The sequence below is a fragment of the Sphingomonas sp. genome, assembly GCF_031361285.1.
Taxonomy (GTDB): domain Bacteria; phylum Pseudomonadota; class Alphaproteobacteria; order Sphingomonadales; family Sphingomonadaceae; genus Sphingomicrobium.
In genome coordinates, this window is record NZ_JANMCO010000013.1 from 24,204 (window position 1) to 42,513 (window position 18,310).

Below are 18,310 nucleotides of genomic sequence, written 5' to 3' on the forward strand. Positions count from 1 at the left end.
CGATTTCACAGGCTGATTTCCAGCCCGTCGTGCGCTGGTGCCGCCCAATTGGGCAATTCGCTCACCAGGGTCGCATAATCGAGGCCGTTGCCCATGTGGGTCAGATAGAGCCGGCCGACGTTCAAATCGCTCGCCCAGCCCAGCACCGCTTCCAAATGGGCATGGGTCGGGTGCGGCCGCCGCATCAGGCAATCGCAGATCCACACATCGGCGCCTTGGTAGAGATTGGCCATCTCTTGGGTCAAGTCATGGAAATCAATCGAATATACGATCGATCGCCGGCCTTCTTCGATGCGTATGCCGAGCGAGGTGATGCCGCCGTGCGGCTGGTCGACGAAGCGCAGGGTTGCGTCGCCCCAGCGCAATTCATGCTCGAGGACGACGCCCTCGACCACCGGTGGATAGATGCCCGCCCGCGCGAACGCATAAGCGAAGCGCATCTGCAGGCGCTCAAGGTCGGTTTTGCGGGCGTGGAGCGGCACCGGCCGCTTCAAGGCCTGCGTTAACGGCCGCAAATCGTCGATGCCGTGGACATGGTCGGCATGGTCGTGGGTGACGATCAGCCCGTCGATCCGCCCGATGCCGCCGTCCAGCAGTTGTTGGCGCAAGTCCGGGCCGCAATCGACCAGCAGGCTCTCGCCGGCGCTGTCGAGCATGATCGACGAGCGCAGGCGGCGGTTGCGGGGCTCGTCGGGATCGCACTGCCCCCAGTCGTTGCCGATCTTCGGTACGCCCGTGGAGGTGCCGCAGCCGAGAACGCGAACCTTCATCCGGCTGCCCGACTGAACAAGCGGAAGAAGTTGGCGGTGGTCGCTTCGGCCAGCGTGTCGGGCTCTTCGCCGCGTAAATCGGCCGCGAAGGCCGCGGTGTCGGCGACGAACGCCGGTTCGCATGGCTTGCCGCGGTGCGGCACCGGGGCGAGGAACGGTGAATCGGTCTCAACCAACAGGCGGTCGAGCGGGACCTGTTTGGCGGTTTCCTGGAGGTCGCGGGCGTTCTTGAAGGTGACGATCCCGCTCAGCGAGATGAAAAAGCCCATGTCCAGTGCCTTGCGGGCCAGATCGAGGCTGCCGGTGAAGCAATGGAGGACGCCGGTGACGCCGCCCTGCTTCACCGCCGCGCCGAGTATTGCGGCGGTGTCTTCCTCGGCGTCGCGGGTGTGGACGATCAGCGGCAGGCCGGTTTCGCGCGCTGCCTCGATATGCGCCGCGAAGCGCTCGCGCTGTGCCGCGCGGTCGGACTTGTCGTAATAATAATCGAGCCCGCATTCGCCGATCGCGACCACCTTGGCGTGCTGCGAGCCGTCGACCAGCGCCGTAGCGCCAAGGTCGGGATGCGCATCAGCTTCGTGCGGGTGAACCCCGACGCTGGCCCAAACGTCGCCGTGGCGCTCGGCGGTGGCGAGGATGTCGCCCCACTCAGTCTGGCGGGTGGCGATGTTGAGAAAACCCCCGACACCCCTCGCCCGGGCGCTGTCGAGCACCTCGTCCTGGCGCTCGACCAGCCCGGGATAGTTGAGGTGGCAATGGCTGTCGATCAGCCTCACGCCGCCGGCTCCTCGAGCTCCAGCCGCGGGAAAAGCGGCGTCGGCTGCGGAATAGGGGCACCGCCCTCGCCGGCATCGATCAAGGTCAGCAATTTTCCGGCCGATTCTGGTATGATCGGCGCGATCGCATTGGTCAAAGTCCTGATCGCAATGACGAGTACACCAAGGACCTCTGCCATCCTCGTCGGATCGCTTTTTCTCAGTGCCCATGGCGCCTGGACGTCGATGTACTGATTGCAAGCGAAGACGGCTCGCATCCACGCTTCGATTCCCTGCGAGAAGGCAAGCTGATCGAACGCCCTAGGCATTTCGGATTCGACTGCGATTTGAACCGTCGTAATCAATTCGGCGTCCTCGTCTCGTTCTCCCGGCGGGGGAATGATGCCATCGAGATTCTTGAAAATCATCGATAAAGTGCGTTGCGCCAGATTGCCGAAGCTGTTGGCGAGCTCGGCGTTGACGCGGTTGACGATTGCTTCGGGGCTATAGCTGCCATCTTGCCCGAACGGCACTTCGCGCAGCAGGAAATAGCGCAACGGGTCGACCCCGAAGCGTGTCGCAAGCACGAACGGGTCGACGACATTGCCGATGCTCTTCGACATTTTCTCGCCGCTGCTGAGCAGGAAGCCGTGGCCGTAGACCATTTTTGGCAGCGCGATTCCCGCCGACATCAGGAACGCCGGCCAATAGACCGCGTGGAAGCGTACGACGTCCTTGCCGATCAAATGGACGTCCGCCGGCCAGTAGCGCTGGAACAGCTCGGTATCGTCGGGATAGCCCAAGCCGGTAATGTAATTGGTCAGCGCGTCGAGCCAGACGTACATCACATGGCCGGCATGGCCGGGCGCCGGCACCCCCCAGTCGAAGCTGGTGCGCGAGATCGACAGGTCGCTTAAGCCGCCCTCGACGAAACGCAGCACCTCGTTGCGGCGGCTGTCGGGCTGGATGAATTGCGGGTTGGTTTCGTAATATTCGAGCAAAGGCTGTTGGTAGGCGGACAGCTTGAAAAACCAGCTCTCTTCCGCGGTCCACTCGACCGGCGAGCCTTGCGGCGACAGCTTTTCGCCCCCTTCCCCTTCGGTCAGCTCGCTCTCGTCGTAGAACGCTTCATCGCGGACCGAATACCAGCCCTCGTAGCGGCCAAGGTAAAGGTCACCTTTTTCCTCCATCGCCGCCCAAATCGCCTGGCTGGCACGATAGTGGTCGGGCTCTGAAGTACGGATGAAGCGGTCATACTTGACCTCAAGAATATCACACATGTCCTGGAATATTTGAGACATTTGCTTGGCATAGTCGCGCGGCTCAAGCCCCGCGTCGCGAGCCGCCTGGACCATTTTAAGGCCATGTTCGTCGGTCCCGGTCTGGAAGCGTACGTCGCGGCCCTGGGCCCGCTGGAAGCGGGCGATAACGTCGGCGGCGATCGCCTCATAGGCATGGCCGATGTGCGGCCGCCCGTTGGGGTAGCTGATCGCGGTGGTGATGTAAAAAGGGTCGGCCATGGCGAAGGGGCACTAGCCTCCCCCGCCCCGCCCATCAAGGAACCGGACGCGACGCCACCGATGCGAGGATTCCACCAAGCTGAAACACGGTTGACGCCGGGTCGAGCGACAAGCGCGGCGCCAGCGAGGCGAGCTCGCGCGACTGGGCGTAAGCGTCGAGTGCCCGTTCGAGCTGGCGGCCGCTGTGTCTCCGCGCCTCTAGGGCGATCAGCGTCGGCACCAAATCGAGGAAGGCGGCGTAGCGCTCGGCGGCGCCCTTGCGGCCAAGCTCGATCGCCAGGTCCGCGCGGCGGGCGTTGGTCGGATCGCCATCGCGCAGGATTTTGGCCGCGGCGTCCTGCAGCCGGGCGAGGTCGAGCGCGGCGAAGGCCACAGCGCGGCCGACCGAGCCCCCGGCCTTGGCAATAATTCGGGCGCGCTCCGCAGCGTTAATCGTCGGCGCATGGGTTTCCAGCAGCGACGCCATGACGTCATCGCCAAGCGGTTGAAAACTCAAGGCTCTGCAGCGCGAACGAATGGTCGGGAGCAATCGCCCCGGGGCATGGCTGACCAGCAGGAAGACGCAGTTCGCCGGCGGTTCCTCGAGCATCTTGAGCAAGGCATTGGCCGCCGATTTCTCAAGGTCGTCGGCGGCATCGATGACCACCGCGCGCCACGGCGACATGCTCGGCGTCAGGTCGAACAGTTCGGCCAGCCCGCGCACCTGATCGACCGTGATGTTGCGCGCCAGAGCGCCGGTCTTCTCATTCTCCAGCCGCTCGAGCAGCCGCATGTCGGGATGGCTGCGGGCCTCGACCAAACGGGCGGTCGGGTGCTCGGTGGGTGTCTGCAGGCCCGGCAGGTCAACCTTGGGGCCAGCTGCATCGGCCAATACGCGCGTTGCCGCGGCCCGCGCGAAGGTCGCCTTGCCCACACCCTTCGGCCCGGCGAGCAGCCAGGCGTGATGCAGTGAGCCCGACCGCCTCGCGCTGTCGAACGCCTCGACCGCTTTGTCGTGGCCGACAATCACGGCAGCAGGTCCGCGATGGCGTCGAGCAGGCGCTGCGTGACCTCGGCTGGGGTGCCGGACGCATCGACTAGCCGCACCCGCTCGGGCTCCTGCTGGGCGATCAGTCGGAACGCTTCGTCGACCTGGCGATGATAGTCGGCCGATCGCCCGCCGATCCGGTCGCTGCCGGCGCTGTCCCGCGCCCGCGCTCGTTCGTTTCCCCCGCCGAGGACCAGCACCAGCGTGCGGTCGGGCAGGAAACCCTGGCTGCCAAGCTCATGGAGCGTCCGGACTGTCTCCAGCCCAAGCCCGCCGGCGCCGCCCTGATAAGCGAGCGACGAATCGAGAAAGCGGTCGGAAAGCACCCACCGCCCCTGCGTCAGCGCCGGGCGAATGGTCTTTTCGACATGGTCGGCACGGGCGGCGGCGAACAGCAAGGCTTCGGACTGGATCGACCAGCGCCCCTCATCGCCGTCGAGCAGCAGCGTACGGATTGCCTCGGCGCCCGCGCTGCCGCCGGGTTCGCGGGTGGTCAGGCAGTCGATGCCGCCCTCCGCCAAGGCCGCCTGGAGGGCCAGGAGCTGGGTCGATTTGCCCACCCCCTCCCCGCCTTCGAGGCTGATGAAACGGCCTGTCACGCCGACCGACTCACGCCAACCCGACGAGCTGTTTGAAGCCGAGCCAGAGGCGGCCGAAGAAACCGGCCTGCTCAATAGCTTCGCCGGCGACCAGCGGCACCACCTGCGGCGCCGTGTCGGCGGTGAAGATGACCAGGTCGGCGATATGCTGGCCCTTGGCAATCGGCGCCTTGATCGGCCCCTGATAGCGGATCTTGAGCTTGGTCTGGCTGCTGGCGAGCCCCGCCGGCACGGTGACCGCGAGATTGCGCGGCGCCACCAAATTAACCTCTGAGGCGTTGCCGAGCTGGACCTTGGCGGTGCCGACCTTGGCGCCGGCCTGGAACAAAGGTTTGGCGGTCCAGGCGGCGAAGCCCCAGCTCATCAGGCGCGACGATTCGGTCACCCGGGCATTCCAGCTCGGCAAGCCGGCGATCACCATCACCAGCCTCCGGCCGTTCTGTTCGGCCGAACCGGTAAAGCCGTAACCCGCTTCGTCGGTGTGGCCGGTCTTGAGGCCATCGGCGCCGGGGATCTTGCCGAGGATCGGGTTGCGATTGGCCTGGGTTATGTCCTGGTTGGACCCCAGGGTCTTGCCCCAGGTGAAACTCGGCTGGCCGTAGAATTGCTTGTAGAGCTTGGGATGGCGCTCGATGGTCGCCCGCGCCAGCGTCGCCAGGTCGCGAGCGGTGACAAAGGTGCGGCCTTCGTCGGGCCAGCCATTGCTGTTGCCAAAGTGGCTGTTGTTGAGGCCCAGCGTGCGCGCCAGCGCGTTCATCTGTCCGGCGAACGCCTGTTCGGTACCGGCGATGCATTCGGCCAGCACCACCGACGCGTCATTGCCCGACAAAGTGACGATGCCGTGCAGCAAATTCTCGACGCTGACCTGCTCGCCGGTCGACAGGAACATGGTCGAACCCGCCGCCGGCCCGTGCCACGCCTGCCAGGTCTCGGGCCGTACCGTGCAGACCTTGCTCAGCGGCAGCTGGCCGCGGTCGATCAGTTCGAACGCCACCTCGGTGGTCATCATCTTGGCCATCGACGCCGGCGGCATGCGCTGTTCGGCATTCTTGTCGAGCAATACGGCGCCCGACGACAAGTCGATCAGGAACGCACTCCCCGCCGGCGTGTCGAATTGCGGCGCTGTCGCCGGCGCGGCGGTGGTGAGGACGGCAATTGCGGCAGTGGCGAGCAGGATTGAACGGATCATGGGAATAGTGCGGCCTTTATTTGGGTGACCCGCCGTCTCTATCGCCGGAAGTTCGCTTGCGCGAGTGGGTTCACCGCCCGGCGATCGCGTCAGCCAGCAAGCCGACCGACAAAGCGTAATAGTTCGAGCAATTATAATCGAGGATCGCGCGGTAATTATTGGTCAGCAAATAAGCGGTCGCGCCCGGGCCATCGGGTTCCAGCAGCGTCACCAGCTCGGAGTTGGGGATCGGCCGGCCGGCATAAGGCATCACGCCCAGCGCGCGCCATTCCGCCATCGTCAGCCAGCGGCTGTGGCGTTGATATACCTTGGCGCATTTGGGCGCTGTTATGAACGAGCGAATCGCGGCGCGATCGAGGGTCGCCGGCGTCCGCACGGCGATTCCCCACGGAATGCCCCGCTTCCACCCGGCGTCGCGCAAATAATTGGCGATCGAGGCGAAGCCGTCCTCCTCGTTTGACCATAAATCGGCATAGCCGTCGCCATCGCCGTCGGCGCGCAGGCGCAAGGCGACCGAGGGCATGAACTGCGGATAGCCGGTGGCGCCGGCATAGCTGCCCTTCAATCGCCAACGCGGCACGCCGATGTCGACCAGTTTAAGTGTGGCGAGGAATTCGGTTTCGAAGAAATCGCGGCGGCGGCCTTCGTAAGCCAGCGTCGCCAGCGCCTGGAGCAAATCGAACCCGCCAGTGATCGCCCCATAGCTGGTTTCATGCCCATAAATCGCCATCAGCACCGCCGGATCGACACCGTAGCTGGTCTGAATCTGGTGCAGGCGCGGCCAGTGCTCGGCAAAGCGGGTTTGTCCGCGCTGGATCAACGACGACGTCACATGCTCGCTGCGATAGGGCGCGAACGGCGCCATGAAGTTCGACGTGCGCGGTTGCGGCTGTTGCGCCCGGTCGAGCTCCATCACCCGGTTGTTGAGCTGGAGTGACGGGATCGACGTCTGGATGGTCGCCTCGCGCACGCCCTCGCGCCGCGCCCGGCTGATCAGCCAGATCTTATACGCATCGAAGCCGGTTGGTGCCGTCGCCGCCGGCTGGGCGTAAACCGTCACCGGCTGCAGGGCGACTTGCGCGCTCGCTGGTCCCGGCGCGACACCGGTCAGTCCGACCAAAATCCAACCATTGATCGAACGCAACACAGCACCTCCCGTCCCTGCCGCAGCCTAGAAGTACCAACGCCTCTTGCGCCAGCCGGGTTCACCGCGCGCCTTGCACGGCCCGCCCCGACCACGATAGATGTGTAGCGCTGAACGTTGGCAATCCCGCGCGGGAGAGGTGGCCGAGTGGTTTAAGGCAGCGGTCTTGAAAACCGCCGTGGGTGCAAGCCTACCGTGGGTTCGAATCCCACCCTCTCCGCCAGCGTTCTGCCAACCGTCAGGAAATTTCTGCAGCCGGACGAAAAAGGCCTTGCGTCCACGCTACAATTGTAGCACACGCCACAAATGTAGCGCGAAAGGCCAACGCATGCTGAGCAAATTACCGCCCCGCGAACGACAGATCGTCGACTTGCTCTATGAGCGCGGCGAAATGGCCGTCGCCGAGGTTTGCGACGCCCTCCCCGACCAGCCCAGCGGCTCGGCCGTCCGGACTATGCTCAAGCGGCTTGAGGACAAGGGCTATGTCCACCGCCAGGAATCCGATCGCGGTTATATCTATAGTCCGGTCGTCGCGGACAGCGTCGCGCGCAAATCTGCGCTGAGCGAAGTCGTGCGTGTGTTCTTCAACGGCTCCGCCGCCGGCGCCGCGACGGCGCTGCTCGGCATGTCGGACCGCTTGCAGCCGGATGACCTTGCCGAGCTTGAACAGATCATCGCCCGGGCGCGTGCCGCGAAGGGAGAAAAATGATGGGCTATTTCATCCCCCTCGCCGCCAAGTCCTTCTTGATTGCGGGCGTTGTCCTGCTGCTGCTGCGGCTGGCCGACAAACGCTCCGCCTCCCAGCGCAGCTGGATCGCCCATCTCGGGCTGGCCGCGATTGTCCTTCTGCCGGTTGCAGCCATGGCGCTGCCGTCGATCGAGGTGAAGGGTCCGGCGTTTGTGACATCGGCGAAGCACATTGCGTCGGCGGCGGCGATGCGGCCGACCCAGGATCGAGTTGTTAATCCTGCCACGCTCGGCACGGAGCCCGCAGCCGCCGCGGGAATCTTTCCGCAATCGAGCGGCATCACCGACGCCGCGCGGAGCGTGGACTGGCTCCTTTGGGTCTATGCCGCTCCTGCCGCTTTGCTCCTCCTGCTCACCCTGATTGCGTTGGGACGGCTGTTCGGGCTGCGGGCAAGGGCACATGCGCTGGTCGAGCCGCGCTGGCTGACGGCGTTAGCCGGGGCGCAACGACGGATGGGCTTCAAGCACGGCACGGCGCTGCTCACCAGCGACGAACTGCCGTCGCCGATCAGCTGGGGCGTCGTGCGGCCGGTCATTCTGGTCAACGGCGAAGCGTCCCATTCGCCCGATGAGGCCGAAGCGATTCTCGCCCATGAGCTGGCGCACGTCGCCAATCTCGACTGGGCCAAGCTGATGCTGTCGCGGGTTACGGTCGCCTTGTTCTGGTTCAACCCCTTGGTCTGGGTGTTGGCCCGCGAAGCCCACCAATTGCGTGAGGAAGCGGCCGACGATGCGGTGCTCGACGCCCAAATTGTGGACACCGATTACGCCAGGCTTTTGATCGGCGTTGCCCGCCACCAGTGCCGCGGATTGCTGATCGGCGCGCACGGCGTCGCACCGGGCCGCAACTCGCTGTCGCGGCGCGTTCGCCGGGTACTCGATTCGACTCTGGCCCGGGGACCAATCGGACGCGTTTTTGCGCTCGGTGTGTTTGCCGGAGCAGCCGTGCTCGCCGCACCGCTGGCGGCGCTCACTTTGACCGCCAACCCGGTCGCGACGGCGTCGCCCATCAACGCGCTGGTGCAAGCCAGTGTCCCACAAACCCTGGATTACCCCAGCGCTCCGGCGCCGGAGCGGTTGGTCAGCGACGCGGTTGACGAATTGGCGGTGCCGCACCGCACGCTCAAATTGAACGAGAAGCGCGCTCTGGAACGGGATTTGGCGAATGCTCGGAATGACCGGCGCAACGCCCAGCTTGCCGACGCCAGCGGCGCAATACGCACCGCCGCCGTTGCCAGTGCACTCGCGGCCAGCAGGCAGGCGGACCAGGCCTCTCCGGAAATCGCCAACGCGATGCTTGGCGTGACGCCCCAATATGCCGCGGCGATTCGCGCCGCCTCCCCTCGGCTCACGCGCATCGGGACGGACGACCTCGTTGCACTCAAAGTCGTCGGCGTGACCCCGGGATATATCCGCAACCTCGAAAAACACGGCCTTCGCGGACTCACTCCGGAACAGATTACCGCCGCGAGTGTCCACGGCGTCGACTGCACCTTCCTGCGGTCGATGGCCGAGGTCGGTTATCCGCAACTGTCCTTCAAACAGGCGGTCAACATGCGCATCCACGGCGTGACGGCCGAGTTCGTGCGCGTGCTCCAACGTCGCGGCATTCGCCATGCCAGCGCGGCCGACGTCGTCAATCTGCGCGTCGTCGGATCCGTCGACCCGCCCGCCGATATCGCGGTCGACGACGACACCTGAACCGCCCGTCTGCCTGACCAGCTGACACCCTGAACATCGGCAGCGATCGAGCGCCCCCAAACGGCGCACCGGTGAAGCCTTGCCTGTCAAATACGAAGGAGAATCCCAATGCGTAACTGCGGCGTGATCACCGTTAACATCCAGCCACTCAAACATCCGGCCTCGGACCGCACGCCCTCCGCCGAACGCACGCAATTGCGCGGCGCGAAAGAGCCGGACGCGCAACCGTTGAGCCGGCCACGGGCCGTCCGTCGGCGCCCATGCGCGTTTCGCGGAATCGTTGGTCGATTTGTCGAACGGCGATGGCATCGCTCGCCTTGCCATGTACTGTATTATATCAATAACACGGGGGTTAAAACATGCGCCTGAAAGCTGCTTTCCTTGCTTCGGCCGCTCTGGTGGGGCTAGCTGTCCCGAGCGCCATCCAGGCCCAGGTCGCTGGCGAACAATCCGCGCCGGCCGCGGCCAACTCGGCCAGCCGGGTGACCACGTATGACGCCGCTTTCTTTACCCAGTTCGCGCCGCGGACCGCGCTCGACATCGCCCGCCGGGTGCCCGGTTTCTCGCTCGACCTCGGCAATACCGACACGCGCGGCTTTGCCGGAGCCGCCGGCAATGTCGTGATCAACGGCGCCCGGCCGAGTTCCAAGGCGGAAACGCTGGAAAGTACCCTATCGAAAATCCCGGCCCGCAGCGTCATTCGCGTCGAGGTCGGGTCGGGCGACCTTTATGGTTCGGAATTTTCGGGCAGGAGCCAGGTCCTGAATGTCATCCTGTCGGCGGTTTCCGGCATCGACGGCAATGTGACGGTCGCCGGCCGCCGGTTGTGGACCGGTTATATCAACCGCGACATTTCAGGCTCAGCCCAGATCAAGCGCGGCGCATCGACCATCAACCTGTCGGCCGGAACGGGCCAGAACAAGAATATCGAGGAGGGTACCGACCTCATTACCGATTTCGCAACGGGCCAGGAAATCGAATTTCGTCGCAAGACCAACAGTTACTTCGACCGCGTGCCTTATCTTTCCGGAAGCTGGGCACTCGAGCGCGCCCCGGACAGCGCGTTTCGGGCCAATGTGCGCTGGTCACCCGCCAAGTTCGACCTCGAGCAATGGAACCACGTCGTGCCCGCTGCTGCCCCGGAGCGCGATGACAGTCTGTTCCAGCGCTACCGCAACCCGGTGACGGAAATCGGCGGCGACATCACGCGACCGTTGGCGAAAGGCGCGATCAAGTTCGTCGGCCTGGCGACGCGGCGCAAGCGCAACAATTTCGATGCCTATATCCAGCGCAGCGGAGTCCTAAGCGACAATCCCACAGTGGTTGGCGGCTTTGAACAGACCGCCAAAGCGACCCAGGGCGAAACTATCGGCCGGGCAACCTGGACGCGCGCGGACCTTGGCGGCTTTTCGTTCGAGGCGGGGATCGAAGCGGTGCTCAACACGCTCGATAGCTCGACCGAATTGTTTGCGATCGGCCCGACCGGTGACAAGACCCGGATCGATCTCCCGATCGACCAGGCCAAGGTCAAGGAGACGCGCGGCGAAGCCTATATCAACGTCGGCAAATCGCTGTCCCCGGCCCTGCGCATCGACGCCGGCCTCAACTACGAAATGTCGCACCTGACGGTCACCGGCGATACCGAGGCCAATCGTTCCTTGAAGTTCCTTAAGCCCAGCATTTCGCTCGACTGGAAGCCCGGCGGCGGCTGGCACACCCGGCTATCGGTCCGGCGGACAGTGGCACAATTGAACTTCTACGATTTCATCAGCGTCGCCGAGCTTAGCAACGATCGCGTCAACGCCGGCAACGCCAATTTGCTGCCCCAGCGCACCTGGGAAGTCCGCGCGACGATCGACAAGCCGATCCTTGGCGACGGCCTGTTCAAGCTCGACCTCGGCGTCGACCAGATCAGCATGCTGCAGGACCAGATCCTGATCCTCGACAGCCATGGCGAGACCTTCAGCGCCCCAGGCAATATCGGCACCGGCAAGCGGAGCTTCATTGCCCTCACCATCGACGCTCCGCTGGCGAAACTTGGGCTGAAGGGCGTGCGGCTCAAGGTCGACGGTCAGCTACAGCGCACCCGAGTCCATGACCCGATTTCCAACACGACGCGCAATTTCAGCGACTTTTTCCCCGACTGGAACTGGAACGTTGACCTGCGCCGCGATGCGGGCGCTTTTTCTTATGGCATCACGGTTCAGGATCGCGCCCGCTTCACGTTTTTCCGCGCCGACGAAACCGACACCAACTGGAACGGCGGGCCCTTTGGCACCGCGTTCGTCGAATATCGGCCGGGGCCGCGTACCTCGATCACATTCGACGTCGACAATCTGTTTGATACGGACGGGCAGCGCGAGCGGATCTTCTCCTTCCCCAACCGGTCGAACCCCAATCCCGACGTTCGCGAGTTCCGTGAGCGCAACAAGCATGTCAGCTTCGGCATTACCCTGAAGCAAACGCTGGGCGGTGCCGGCGGGGTGGCGAAGTCCCACTGAGGCCGCTAAGGAACCCGCGATTTCATTCACTCGCGGGGACAAATCAGTGGGCGAGCCTGCCATCCTGCCGTTCGACTGGGCGGATCCGTTCGACCTCGAGCATCAGCTCAACGAAGAAGAGCGGATGGTCCGCGACACCGCCGAGGGCTATGCCCAGGCCAAGCTCCAGCCACGCGTCACCGATGCCTATATGGATGAGCATTTCGACCGCGATATCCTGTCCGAAATGGGCGAGCTCGGCTTGCTCGGGGCCACCATCCCGCCCGAATATGGCGGCGCCGGTCTGGGTTATGTCAGCTACGGCTTGATCGCCCGAGCGGTCGAGCGGGTCGACAGCGGCTACCGCTCGGCGATGTCGGTCCAGTCGAGCCTCGTGATGCACCCGATCCACGCTTATGGTAGCGAGGAGCAGCGCCAGAAATACCTTCCCGGCCTGGCCAGCGGCAAACTGGTCGGCTGCTTCGGCCTGACCGAGCCCGACGCCGGCTCCGACCCGGGTGGCATGCGCACCCGGGCCCAAAAGGTGCAGGGCGGCTATGTCCTCTCTGGTTCGAAGATGTGGATCACCAATTCGCCGATTGCCGACGTGTTCGTGGTGTGGGCGAAGTCCGATGCGCATGGCGGCAAAATCCGCGGTTTCGTGCTCGACAAGGGCATGAAGGGTCTGACCGCGCCCAAGATCGGCATGAAGCTGTCGCTGCGGGCTTCGATCACCGGCGAAGTCGTCATGGACGAGGTCGAAGTTGGCGAGGATTCGCTGCTGCCCAATGTCGAAGGGCTGAAAGGTCCATTCGGCTGCCTGAACCGGGCCCGCTACGGCATCGGCTGGGGATCGATGGGCGCGGCCGAGGCCTGCTACGCCGCCGCGCGCCAATACACTCTCGACCGCCACCAGTTTGGCCGTCCCCTCGCCTCCAACCAGCTGGTCCAATTGAAGCTCGCCAACATGGCGACCGAGATTGCCTTGGGACTGCAGGCAGCCTTGCGCGTCGGCCGCCGGCTTGAAGCCGGCGAATTGATCCCCGAGACCATCAGCCTGATCAAGCGCAATAATTGCGGCAAGGCGCTCGATATCGCCCGCATCGCCCGCGACATGCACGGCGGCAACGGCATCAGCGCCGAATTCCACGTCATGCGCCACGCCGCCAACCTCGAGACGGTCAACACCTACGAAGGCACGCACGACGTCCACGCTTTGATCATGGGCCGCGCGATCACCGGAATTTCGGCCTTCTGACCCCTCTCCCGCCTGGGAGAGCCCGGGTCACTTGCTAGGCTGCCAATCGCTTACCAACTTCTGTGCTTCGTTGAGTTCCGCCGGGCTGAGCTTCGACGCGGCAAGGTCGCGATCCCGGGTCACCATCGGTAAGGCCAAGGGTACGTCGGCGAAGCCGTGCACGGCGAGACTGAGAAATTTATAGGCCTCGATATAATTCTGACTGGTGCCTTGTCCCTCCAGGTAGAGGTGCCCGACAAAATATTGCGCCTCGGTGTGCCCCTGAGCGGCGGCTAGACTGTACCATTTGAACGCTTCCACAAGATCGTTCTTGAAGTCCCCGCGGATATGATATTTGCGGCCGACTTCGAACTGAGCGTCGGCATTGCCTTTTGTGGCGGCCGTTTCATACCATTTATCCGCTTCTGCGCGGTCCTTCGCGACCCCCTCACCCAGCGCGTACATTTGGCCAATGTTGTATTCTGCCGGGGGATGTCCCTGCGCGGCGGCCAGCCGGAACCATTTCAACGCTTCCGCATCATCGCGCGTGACCCCCTCGCCCTTACGATACATGACGCCAATCTCGTTCTGCGAGCGGATGTCGCCTTGGGCGGCGGCCAGACGGTACCATGTGAGCGCGTCCGCATCGTTCCGGGCGACGCCCTGGCCGGCATGGTACATGTCGCCAATGCCGTGTTGCGCGTAGGCGTTCCCCTGGGCGGCGGCCAGGCGATACCATTTCAGGGCCTCGGCATAATCCTGCGCGGTGCCTTCCCCTTTTTGATACATGTAGCCCATATCGGCTTGGTCGCCGGCACCCCCTCGCCCGGCAACCAGGCGACGCCATCGAAATGCTTCGGGATAGTTTCTCGGGACACTGAGGCCATTTTGATACATTTCGCTGGCGCCGGCCTGCCCCTCAGGATCACCCTGTTCAGCCGCCAACAGATACCATTTCAACGCTGCCGAATGATCCTGTTCGACGCCGAAACCGAGTCGGTACATGTGGCCGAGCCATGTTTGAGCAGGCGCATAATGCTGGGCGGCCGACCGGCGGAACCATTTGAGCGCCGCCGCTTCGTCCGCCACGGCTGCACCCATCAGGGCAATATAGCCGGTACGGAATTGCGCCTTGGCGTTTCCCTGTTCGGCGGCAACGCGATAAAAAGGTGCCGCCGCGGAATAGTCCTTGCGCTCGTAAGCCGCGTTCGCATCCTCGACCGGACCGGCCACCGCAGTGACGGCGAACGCGGAACTCAGGCAGGTTGCGAGCAAAATCTTCGCGAACATTGTCATTTTGACTCCCCCTAACAGGACCTCACGCAGGCTTGGCCGGCCCGGCGAGGCAATGTTACTCGCCGAACCTGCCGCGCCAGGAATTATGGGCACAGTCTAGCAAATGCACCAAACTTGTCTCTCCGCATTCCACTGGCACTACGGCGCTCTAGCGGGCGGACTTTGGCGCCTGTATACTGGACGGCGGAAATCGGGGGAAAGACGATGGGCATTTTCGGTTGGAGCATTCTCGGCGTCGTTGTCCTGGCGCTGGTGGCACTCATCGCTATGTACAACCGGCTGGTGCGGTTGCGCGCCCTGGTTAAGGAGGGTTTTAGCGGGATTACCGTTCAGCTGCGCCGCCGCGCCGATCTCATTCCCAATCTGGTCGAGACCGTCCAGGGCTATGCGACCCACGAGCGCGAGGTGTTCGAACAGGTGACCCAGGCCCGGGCGGCGACCGTCAATCCCGGCGGCGTCGCAGCGACCGCCCAGGCCGACGCGCAGATGACGGGCTTGCTCGGCCGCTTGTTCGCGGTCGCCGAGGCCTATCCCGAGCTTAAGGCCAACACCAATTTCCTCCAGCTTCAGGATCAGCTCGCCAGCATCGAGGGTGAGCTGCAAAGCTCTCGGCGCTATTACAACGCCACCGTCCGCGACTTGAATAGCTCGGTCCAGAGCTTTCCGGCGGTGCTGGTCGCGCGGCCGCTGGGGTTCGCCGAAGAGCCGTTCTACCAGGACGACGATCCCGCCATTCAGAGTGCGCCGAAGGTCGCCTTCCCACGCCCGGCGGCGTGACCATGCGCCCTTTCCTGGCGGCGCTGGCCGCTCTCTTGCTGGCCGCCGTCGGTGCGTCCGCGGCGACGGCACAGGAACGCATTTCTCGCTTCACCAGCTACGTCCAGGTCGAGCCCGATGCGTCGCTCGACATCACCGAGACGATCGACGTGCGGGCCGAGGGCGACCGCATCAACCACGGCATTTTTCGCGATTTCCCAACCCGCTATCGCGGTCGCAACGGCTCGCGGGCCCAGGTCGGCTTCACGCTTAAAGACGTGATGCGCGACGGCATGCCCGAACCGGCCGCGACCGAGCCGATGTCCAACGGCGTCCGGGTCCGAATTGGCGATGCCAAGACAATCATCGCGCCCGGCGATCATCGCTATGTGATCCGCTATTCCACGACCCGCCAGATTGGTCGCTTCCCCGATTATGACGAGCTGTACTGGAACGTCACCGGCAATGGCTGGGTGTTTCCAATTGACGTTGCCGAGGCAATCATCAAGCTGCCCAAGGCGGTCCAGTTTGGGCAGCGCGCATTCTATACCGGTCCCCAGGGCGCGACCGCGCAATATGCCGCGGTCGTCAACGAGCGGCCCGGCGAGATTGAGATCCGGACGACGGCGCCGCTGGGCTCCTACGAAGGGCTGACGGTGGCGGTCGCCTGGCCGAAAGGCGTGGTCGCCGACGCCGATGAAGGCACGCGGGCCCGCTGGTGGCTGACCGATTATGGCCCGCTGATCGCCGGCGGCCTGACTTTGCTCGGCCTGGTCGGTTTTTACGTCATCGCGTGGCAGCGCGCCGGCCGTAATCCGCGACCCGGAACCGTGGTGCCGATTTTCGCCCCGGCCGACGATCTTAGTCCCGCCGCGATGCGCTACGTATGGAAGATGGGGGGCGATAATCGCGGTTTTGCCGCCGCGCTGGTCGACATGGGGGTCCGCGGCCATATCCGGATGGTCGAGGAAGACGGCGGCTGGCTGGCCAAGGACAAGACAAGGCTCGAGCGCACCGACGGCCCCGCCCCGCTGCCGGCCGAGGAAGCGGTGGCGCTGAACAAGCTTGTCGAGGCCAGGGGATCGATCGTCATGGAGCAGAAGAATCATGTCGAATTCGCCGCCGCCAAGAAGGCGCTCGACGATGCGTTCTTGGCCCGCTTCGACGGCAAGCTGTTCCTGCGCAATTGGGGCTGGGCACTCGCCGGCATTGCCTTGATCCTGGCGGCGCTGTGGCTGACTGCGGCGGCCGTGGTCGCAGCCACCGGGGTGCTCGATGTGAAGATCGTGCTGGTCGCATTGGGCGCGATGGTCACCACCATCTTGCTCCTGCTGCTGGTCCAGGGCCTGCGATCGACCGGCAAATGCCTGGTAATCGTCGGCATCATAATATCCGGCGGGGTGGCCGCCGTGGTCGGTTTTCCGGTCATTGCCGCGGCTTTCAATTCGGGCTGGCTGGCCCCCCTCGCCTTCCCCTTGATCGGTCTGCCGCTGGTGATTTCGGCCTTCTGGTGGATTGCGGCGCCGACTCTCGAGGGTCGCCGTGTGCTCGATCATATCGCTGGGTTTCGCCAATATCTGTCGCTTGCCGAAGGCGAGCGGCTCGACCGTATGACGCCACCCAAGGAAACACCCGAACTGTTCGAGCGCTACTTGCCCTATGCGATCGCGCTGGGGGTCGAGAATCACTGGGCTGACCGTTTTCAGTCGGTCCTAGCGCAGGCCGCGGCGCAGGGCCGCCAGGGCTTCGCCTGGTACGCCGGCAGCAGTAGCCCGTGGGATGATACCGGCGGGTTCGTCAGCGCGGTCGGCTCGTCGCTGGCCAGCACCGTCAGTTCCGCGTCGACCGCGCCGGGATCGAGCAGCGGCTCGGGCGGCGGTGGATCGTCGGGCGGCGGCGGCGGCGGCGGTGGCGGCGGTGGCTGGTAAGCGGGCTTAGCCGCGCTGCAACGGACGACGGAAAAAGCCAATTGGCTCATCGCGATAGGTTGCATCGGGCTGGCGTTCGAACCCGAGCCGTTCCGCCAGCCGCATCGACGCTTCGTTTTTGATCGCGATGATCGCCGGAATGGATACCGGCGGCTGGGTCCGATCGAACCATTCCAGCGCCGCCAAACAAGCCTCGGTGGCGAAGCCCTGGCCATGCGCAACGGGATTAAACACCCAGCCCATCTCCGGCTCGCCGGTGATGTTGGGTTGCATGTCGCGCTGAAAGTCGAACAGGCCGACATGGCCGATCAGGCGATGGTCGGAACGCCGCTCGACCGCCCACATACCGATCCCGATCAATGCCCAGAAACCGGCCCCGGTCAGCATCTTGCGCCACGCGTCCTCGCGGTCGTTGGGCTCACCGCCAATGTGCCGCACGACGTTGGGATCGGCCAAGGTCTCGGCGAACGTGTCGAGGTCGTGGGCGCGAAAGTGACGCAGGGTCAGCCGCTCGGTCTCGATCAGCGGCGCCGAGAATAAGGGAACATTACCGACCTGGATCCGGCCCGAGGATAGCCGCAGCCGGCGCTTGGCCGGCGCGGTCTCGCCTGAGCGGTGCTCGCCTGTCCCCCGGACAGGCTGCGCGTCGCTCACTTCTTCCCGAGCGTCAGTCCGCCAAAGCGCTTGTTGAAGCGGGCGACCTGGCCGCCGGTGTCGAGCATGCTCGATTTGCCGCCGGTCCACGCCGGATGGACGGACGGATCGATGTCGAGGTGGAGGGTGTCGCCTTCCTTGCCCCAGGTGGAGCGCGTCTCGAACTTGGTGCCGTTGGTCATTTCGACCATGATCATATGATAATCGGGATGGACGCCGGACTTCATGGGTAGGTTCCTGGAAAATTGGGGCCGCTGGTTTCCGACCAGCTACCTGGGTGTCGCGCGCCACTAGCGAAAACGCGCCAGCTTGACAAGGCGTGGAGCCGCCTCCTAGCCCGTTCGCAGGACCGAGGTCCGGCGGTTACGGCCGCTGGCCAAGAAGGAAGCCGGTTTAAAACCGGCGCTGTGCCCGCAACTGTACCCCCGGATCGTGCCCGGGGCAGTCAGACACTTGCCTTGGTCCGTCGTTCGTTTCCCCGGCCGGGACCAGCCGATGGAACGTGGG

General features: G+C 64.5%; 16 protein-coding genes, 1 tRNA gene and 1 riboswitch. Of the genes, 7 read left to right on the forward strand and 10 right to left on the reverse strand.

Going from position 1 to position 18,310, the window contains the following annotated elements; translation table 11 throughout:
• Window positions 1-5: 5 nt before the first annotated feature.
• The 7 genes from RMO25_RS00520 to RMO25_RS00550 form a co-directional block, all read right to left on the reverse strand.
• A complete protein-coding gene (locus RMO25_RS00520; RefSeq protein WP_309660643.1) occupies window positions 6-770 on the reverse strand; it encodes an MBL fold metallo-hydrolase in 765 nt (254 codons plus the stop codon).
• Window positions 767-1,546, reverse strand: coding sequence for a TatD family hydrolase (locus RMO25_RS00525; protein ID WP_309660644.1), 780 nt, complete (start codon window positions 1,544-1,546; stop codon window positions 767-769). The genes RMO25_RS00520 and RMO25_RS00525 overlap by 4 nt, the downstream gene beginning before the upstream one ends.
• Complete coding sequence (gene metG, locus RMO25_RS00530; protein ID WP_309660645.1) at window positions 1,543-3,045, reverse strand: methionine--tRNA ligase; 1,503 nt, start codon at window positions 3,043-3,045, stop codon at window positions 1,543-1,545. Before metG ends, RMO25_RS00525 begins: the two co-directional genes overlap by 4 nt.
• Window positions 3,046-3,079: 34 nt before the next feature.
• Entirely contained in the window at window positions 3,080-4,054 is a 975-nt protein-coding gene (locus RMO25_RS00535; RefSeq protein WP_309660646.1) for a DNA polymerase III subunit delta', read from the reverse strand.
• Entirely contained in the window at window positions 4,051-4,671 is a 621-nt protein-coding gene (tmk, locus tag RMO25_RS00540; protein WP_309660647.1) for a dTMP kinase, read from the reverse strand. Before tmk ends, RMO25_RS00535 begins: the two co-directional genes overlap by 4 nt.
• 10 nt (window positions 4,672-4,681) lie before the next feature.
• A complete protein-coding gene (locus tag RMO25_RS00545) occupies window positions 4,682-5,860 on the reverse strand; it encodes a D-alanyl-D-alanine carboxypeptidase family protein (protein ID WP_309660648.1) in 1,179 nt (392 codons plus the stop codon).
• Between the two features lie 70 nt (window positions 5,861-5,930).
• Window positions 5,931-7,004 carry a lytic murein transglycosylase gene (locus RMO25_RS00550; RefSeq protein WP_309660649.1) on the reverse strand — a complete coding sequence of 358 codons (1,074 nt, stop codon included), beginning with the start codon at window positions 7,002-7,004 and terminating at the stop codon, window positions 5,931-5,933.
• A 133-nt stretch (window positions 7,005-7,137) separates the two neighbouring features.
• Between RMO25_RS00550 and RMO25_RS00555 the strand changes: the two genes are divergently transcribed.
• The 5 genes from RMO25_RS00555 (at window position 7,138) to RMO25_RS00575 (ending at window position 13,190) form a co-directional block, all read left to right on the forward strand.
• Window positions 7,138-7,227: transfer RNA gene (locus tag RMO25_RS00555), tRNA-Ser, on the forward strand.
• A 105-nt stretch (window positions 7,228-7,332) separates the two neighbouring features.
• The gene (locus tag RMO25_RS00560; protein WP_309660650.1) at window positions 7,333-7,713 is read left to right on the forward strand and encodes a BlaI/MecI/CopY family transcriptional regulator; all 381 of its coding nucleotides are present in this window, start codon (window positions 7,333-7,335) and stop codon (window positions 7,711-7,713) included.
• Window positions 7,710-9,452 carry a M56 family metallopeptidase gene (locus RMO25_RS00565; protein ID WP_309660651.1) on the forward strand — a complete coding sequence of 581 codons (1,743 nt, stop codon included), beginning with the start codon at window positions 7,710-7,712 and terminating at the stop codon, window positions 9,450-9,452. The genes RMO25_RS00560 and RMO25_RS00565 overlap by 4 nt, the downstream gene beginning before the upstream one ends.
• A 359-nt stretch (window positions 9,453-9,811) precedes the next feature.
• The gene (locus RMO25_RS00570) at window positions 9,812-11,953 is read left to right on the forward strand and encodes an outer membrane beta-barrel protein (RefSeq protein WP_309660652.1); all 2,142 of its coding nucleotides are present in this window, start codon (window positions 9,812-9,814) and stop codon (window positions 11,951-11,953) included.
• A 46-nt stretch (window positions 11,954-11,999) separates the two neighbouring features.
• Window positions 12,000-13,190 carry an acyl-CoA dehydrogenase gene (locus RMO25_RS00575; protein WP_309660653.1) on the forward strand — a complete coding sequence of 397 codons (1,191 nt, stop codon included), beginning with the start codon at window positions 12,000-12,002 and terminating at the stop codon, window positions 13,188-13,190.
• A 27-nt stretch (window positions 13,191-13,217) separates the two neighbouring features.
• On the opposite strand, the gene RMO25_RS00580 is transcribed toward RMO25_RS00575, so the two are convergent.
• Entirely contained in the window at window positions 13,218-14,465 is a 1,248-nt protein-coding gene (locus tag RMO25_RS00580) for a hypothetical protein (protein WP_309660654.1), read from the reverse strand.
• Between the two features lie 204 nt (window positions 14,466-14,669).
• On the opposite strand from RMO25_RS00580, the gene RMO25_RS00585 reads away from it, so the two are divergent.
• Both RMO25_RS00585 and RMO25_RS00590 read left to right on the forward strand, forming a co-directional pair.
• Window positions 14,670-15,242: a LemA family protein gene (locus RMO25_RS00585; RefSeq protein ID WP_309660655.1), complete on the forward strand. Its 573-nt coding sequence runs from the start codon at window positions 14,670-14,672 to the stop codon at window positions 15,240-15,242.
• Between the two features lie 2 nt (window positions 15,243-15,244).
• Window positions 15,245-17,149, forward strand: coding sequence for a DUF2207 domain-containing protein (locus RMO25_RS00590; protein ID WP_309660796.1), 1,905 nt, complete (start codon window positions 15,245-15,247; stop codon window positions 17,147-17,149).
• Window positions 17,150-17,155: 6 nt separating this feature from the next.
• Here the strand turns inward: RMO25_RS00590 and RMO25_RS00595 are convergent, their stop codons facing one another.
• Together RMO25_RS00595 and rpmE are read right to left on the reverse strand one after the other, a co-directional pair.
• Window positions 17,156-17,803: a GNAT family N-acetyltransferase gene (locus RMO25_RS00595; RefSeq protein ID WP_309660656.1), complete on the reverse strand. Its 648-nt coding sequence runs from the start codon at window positions 17,801-17,803 to the stop codon at window positions 17,156-17,158.
• A complete protein-coding gene (rpmE, locus tag RMO25_RS00600; RefSeq protein ID WP_309660657.1) occupies window positions 17,800-18,030 on the reverse strand; it encodes a 50S ribosomal protein L31 in 231 nt (76 codons plus the stop codon). The genes RMO25_RS00595 and rpmE overlap by 4 nt, the downstream gene beginning before the upstream one ends.
• 108 nt (window positions 18,031-18,138) lie before the next feature.
• Window positions 18,139-18,279, forward strand: a riboswitch (cobalamin riboswitch).
• The last annotated feature ends 31 nt before the right edge of the window (window positions 18,280-18,310 follow it).

Bases quoted from the DNA above. Each gene is read 5' to 3' on its own strand.
- RMO25_RS00520 (WP_309660643.1), bottom strand. From the start codon at position 770: ATGAAGGTTCGCGTTCTCGGCTGCGGCACCTCCACGGGCGTACCGAAG.
- metG (WP_309660645.1), bottom strand. From the start codon at position 3,045: ATGGCCGACCCTTTTTACATCACCACCGCGATCAGCTACCCCAACGGG.
- RMO25_RS00545 (WP_309660648.1), bottom strand. From the start codon at position 5,860: ATGATCCGTTCAATCCTGCTCGCCACTGCCGCAATTGCCGTCCTCACC.
- RMO25_RS00560 (WP_309660650.1), top strand. From the start codon at position 7,333: ATGCTGAGCAAATTACCGCCCCGCGAACGACAGATCGTCGACTTGCTC.
- RMO25_RS00565 (WP_309660651.1), top strand. From the start codon at position 7,710: ATGATGGGCTATTTCATCCCCCTCGCCGCCAAGTCCTTCTTGATTGCG.
- RMO25_RS00570 (WP_309660652.1), top strand. From the start codon at position 9,812: ATGCGCCTGAAAGCTGCTTTCCTTGCTTCGGCCGCTCTGGTGGGGCTA.
- RMO25_RS00580 (WP_309660654.1), bottom strand. From the start codon at position 14,465: ATGACAATGTTCGCGAAGATTTTGCTCGCAACCTGCCTGAGTTCCGCG.
- RMO25_RS00585 (WP_309660655.1), top strand. From the start codon at position 14,670: ATGGGCATTTTCGGTTGGAGCATTCTCGGCGTCGTTGTCCTGGCGCTG.
- RMO25_RS00590 (WP_309660796.1), top strand. From the start codon at position 15,245: ATGCGCCCTTTCCTGGCGGCGCTGGCCGCTCTCTTGCTGGCCGCCGTC.
- rpmE (WP_309660657.1), bottom strand. From the start codon at position 18,030: ATGAAGTCCGGCGTCCATCCCGATTATCATATGATCATGGTCGAAATG.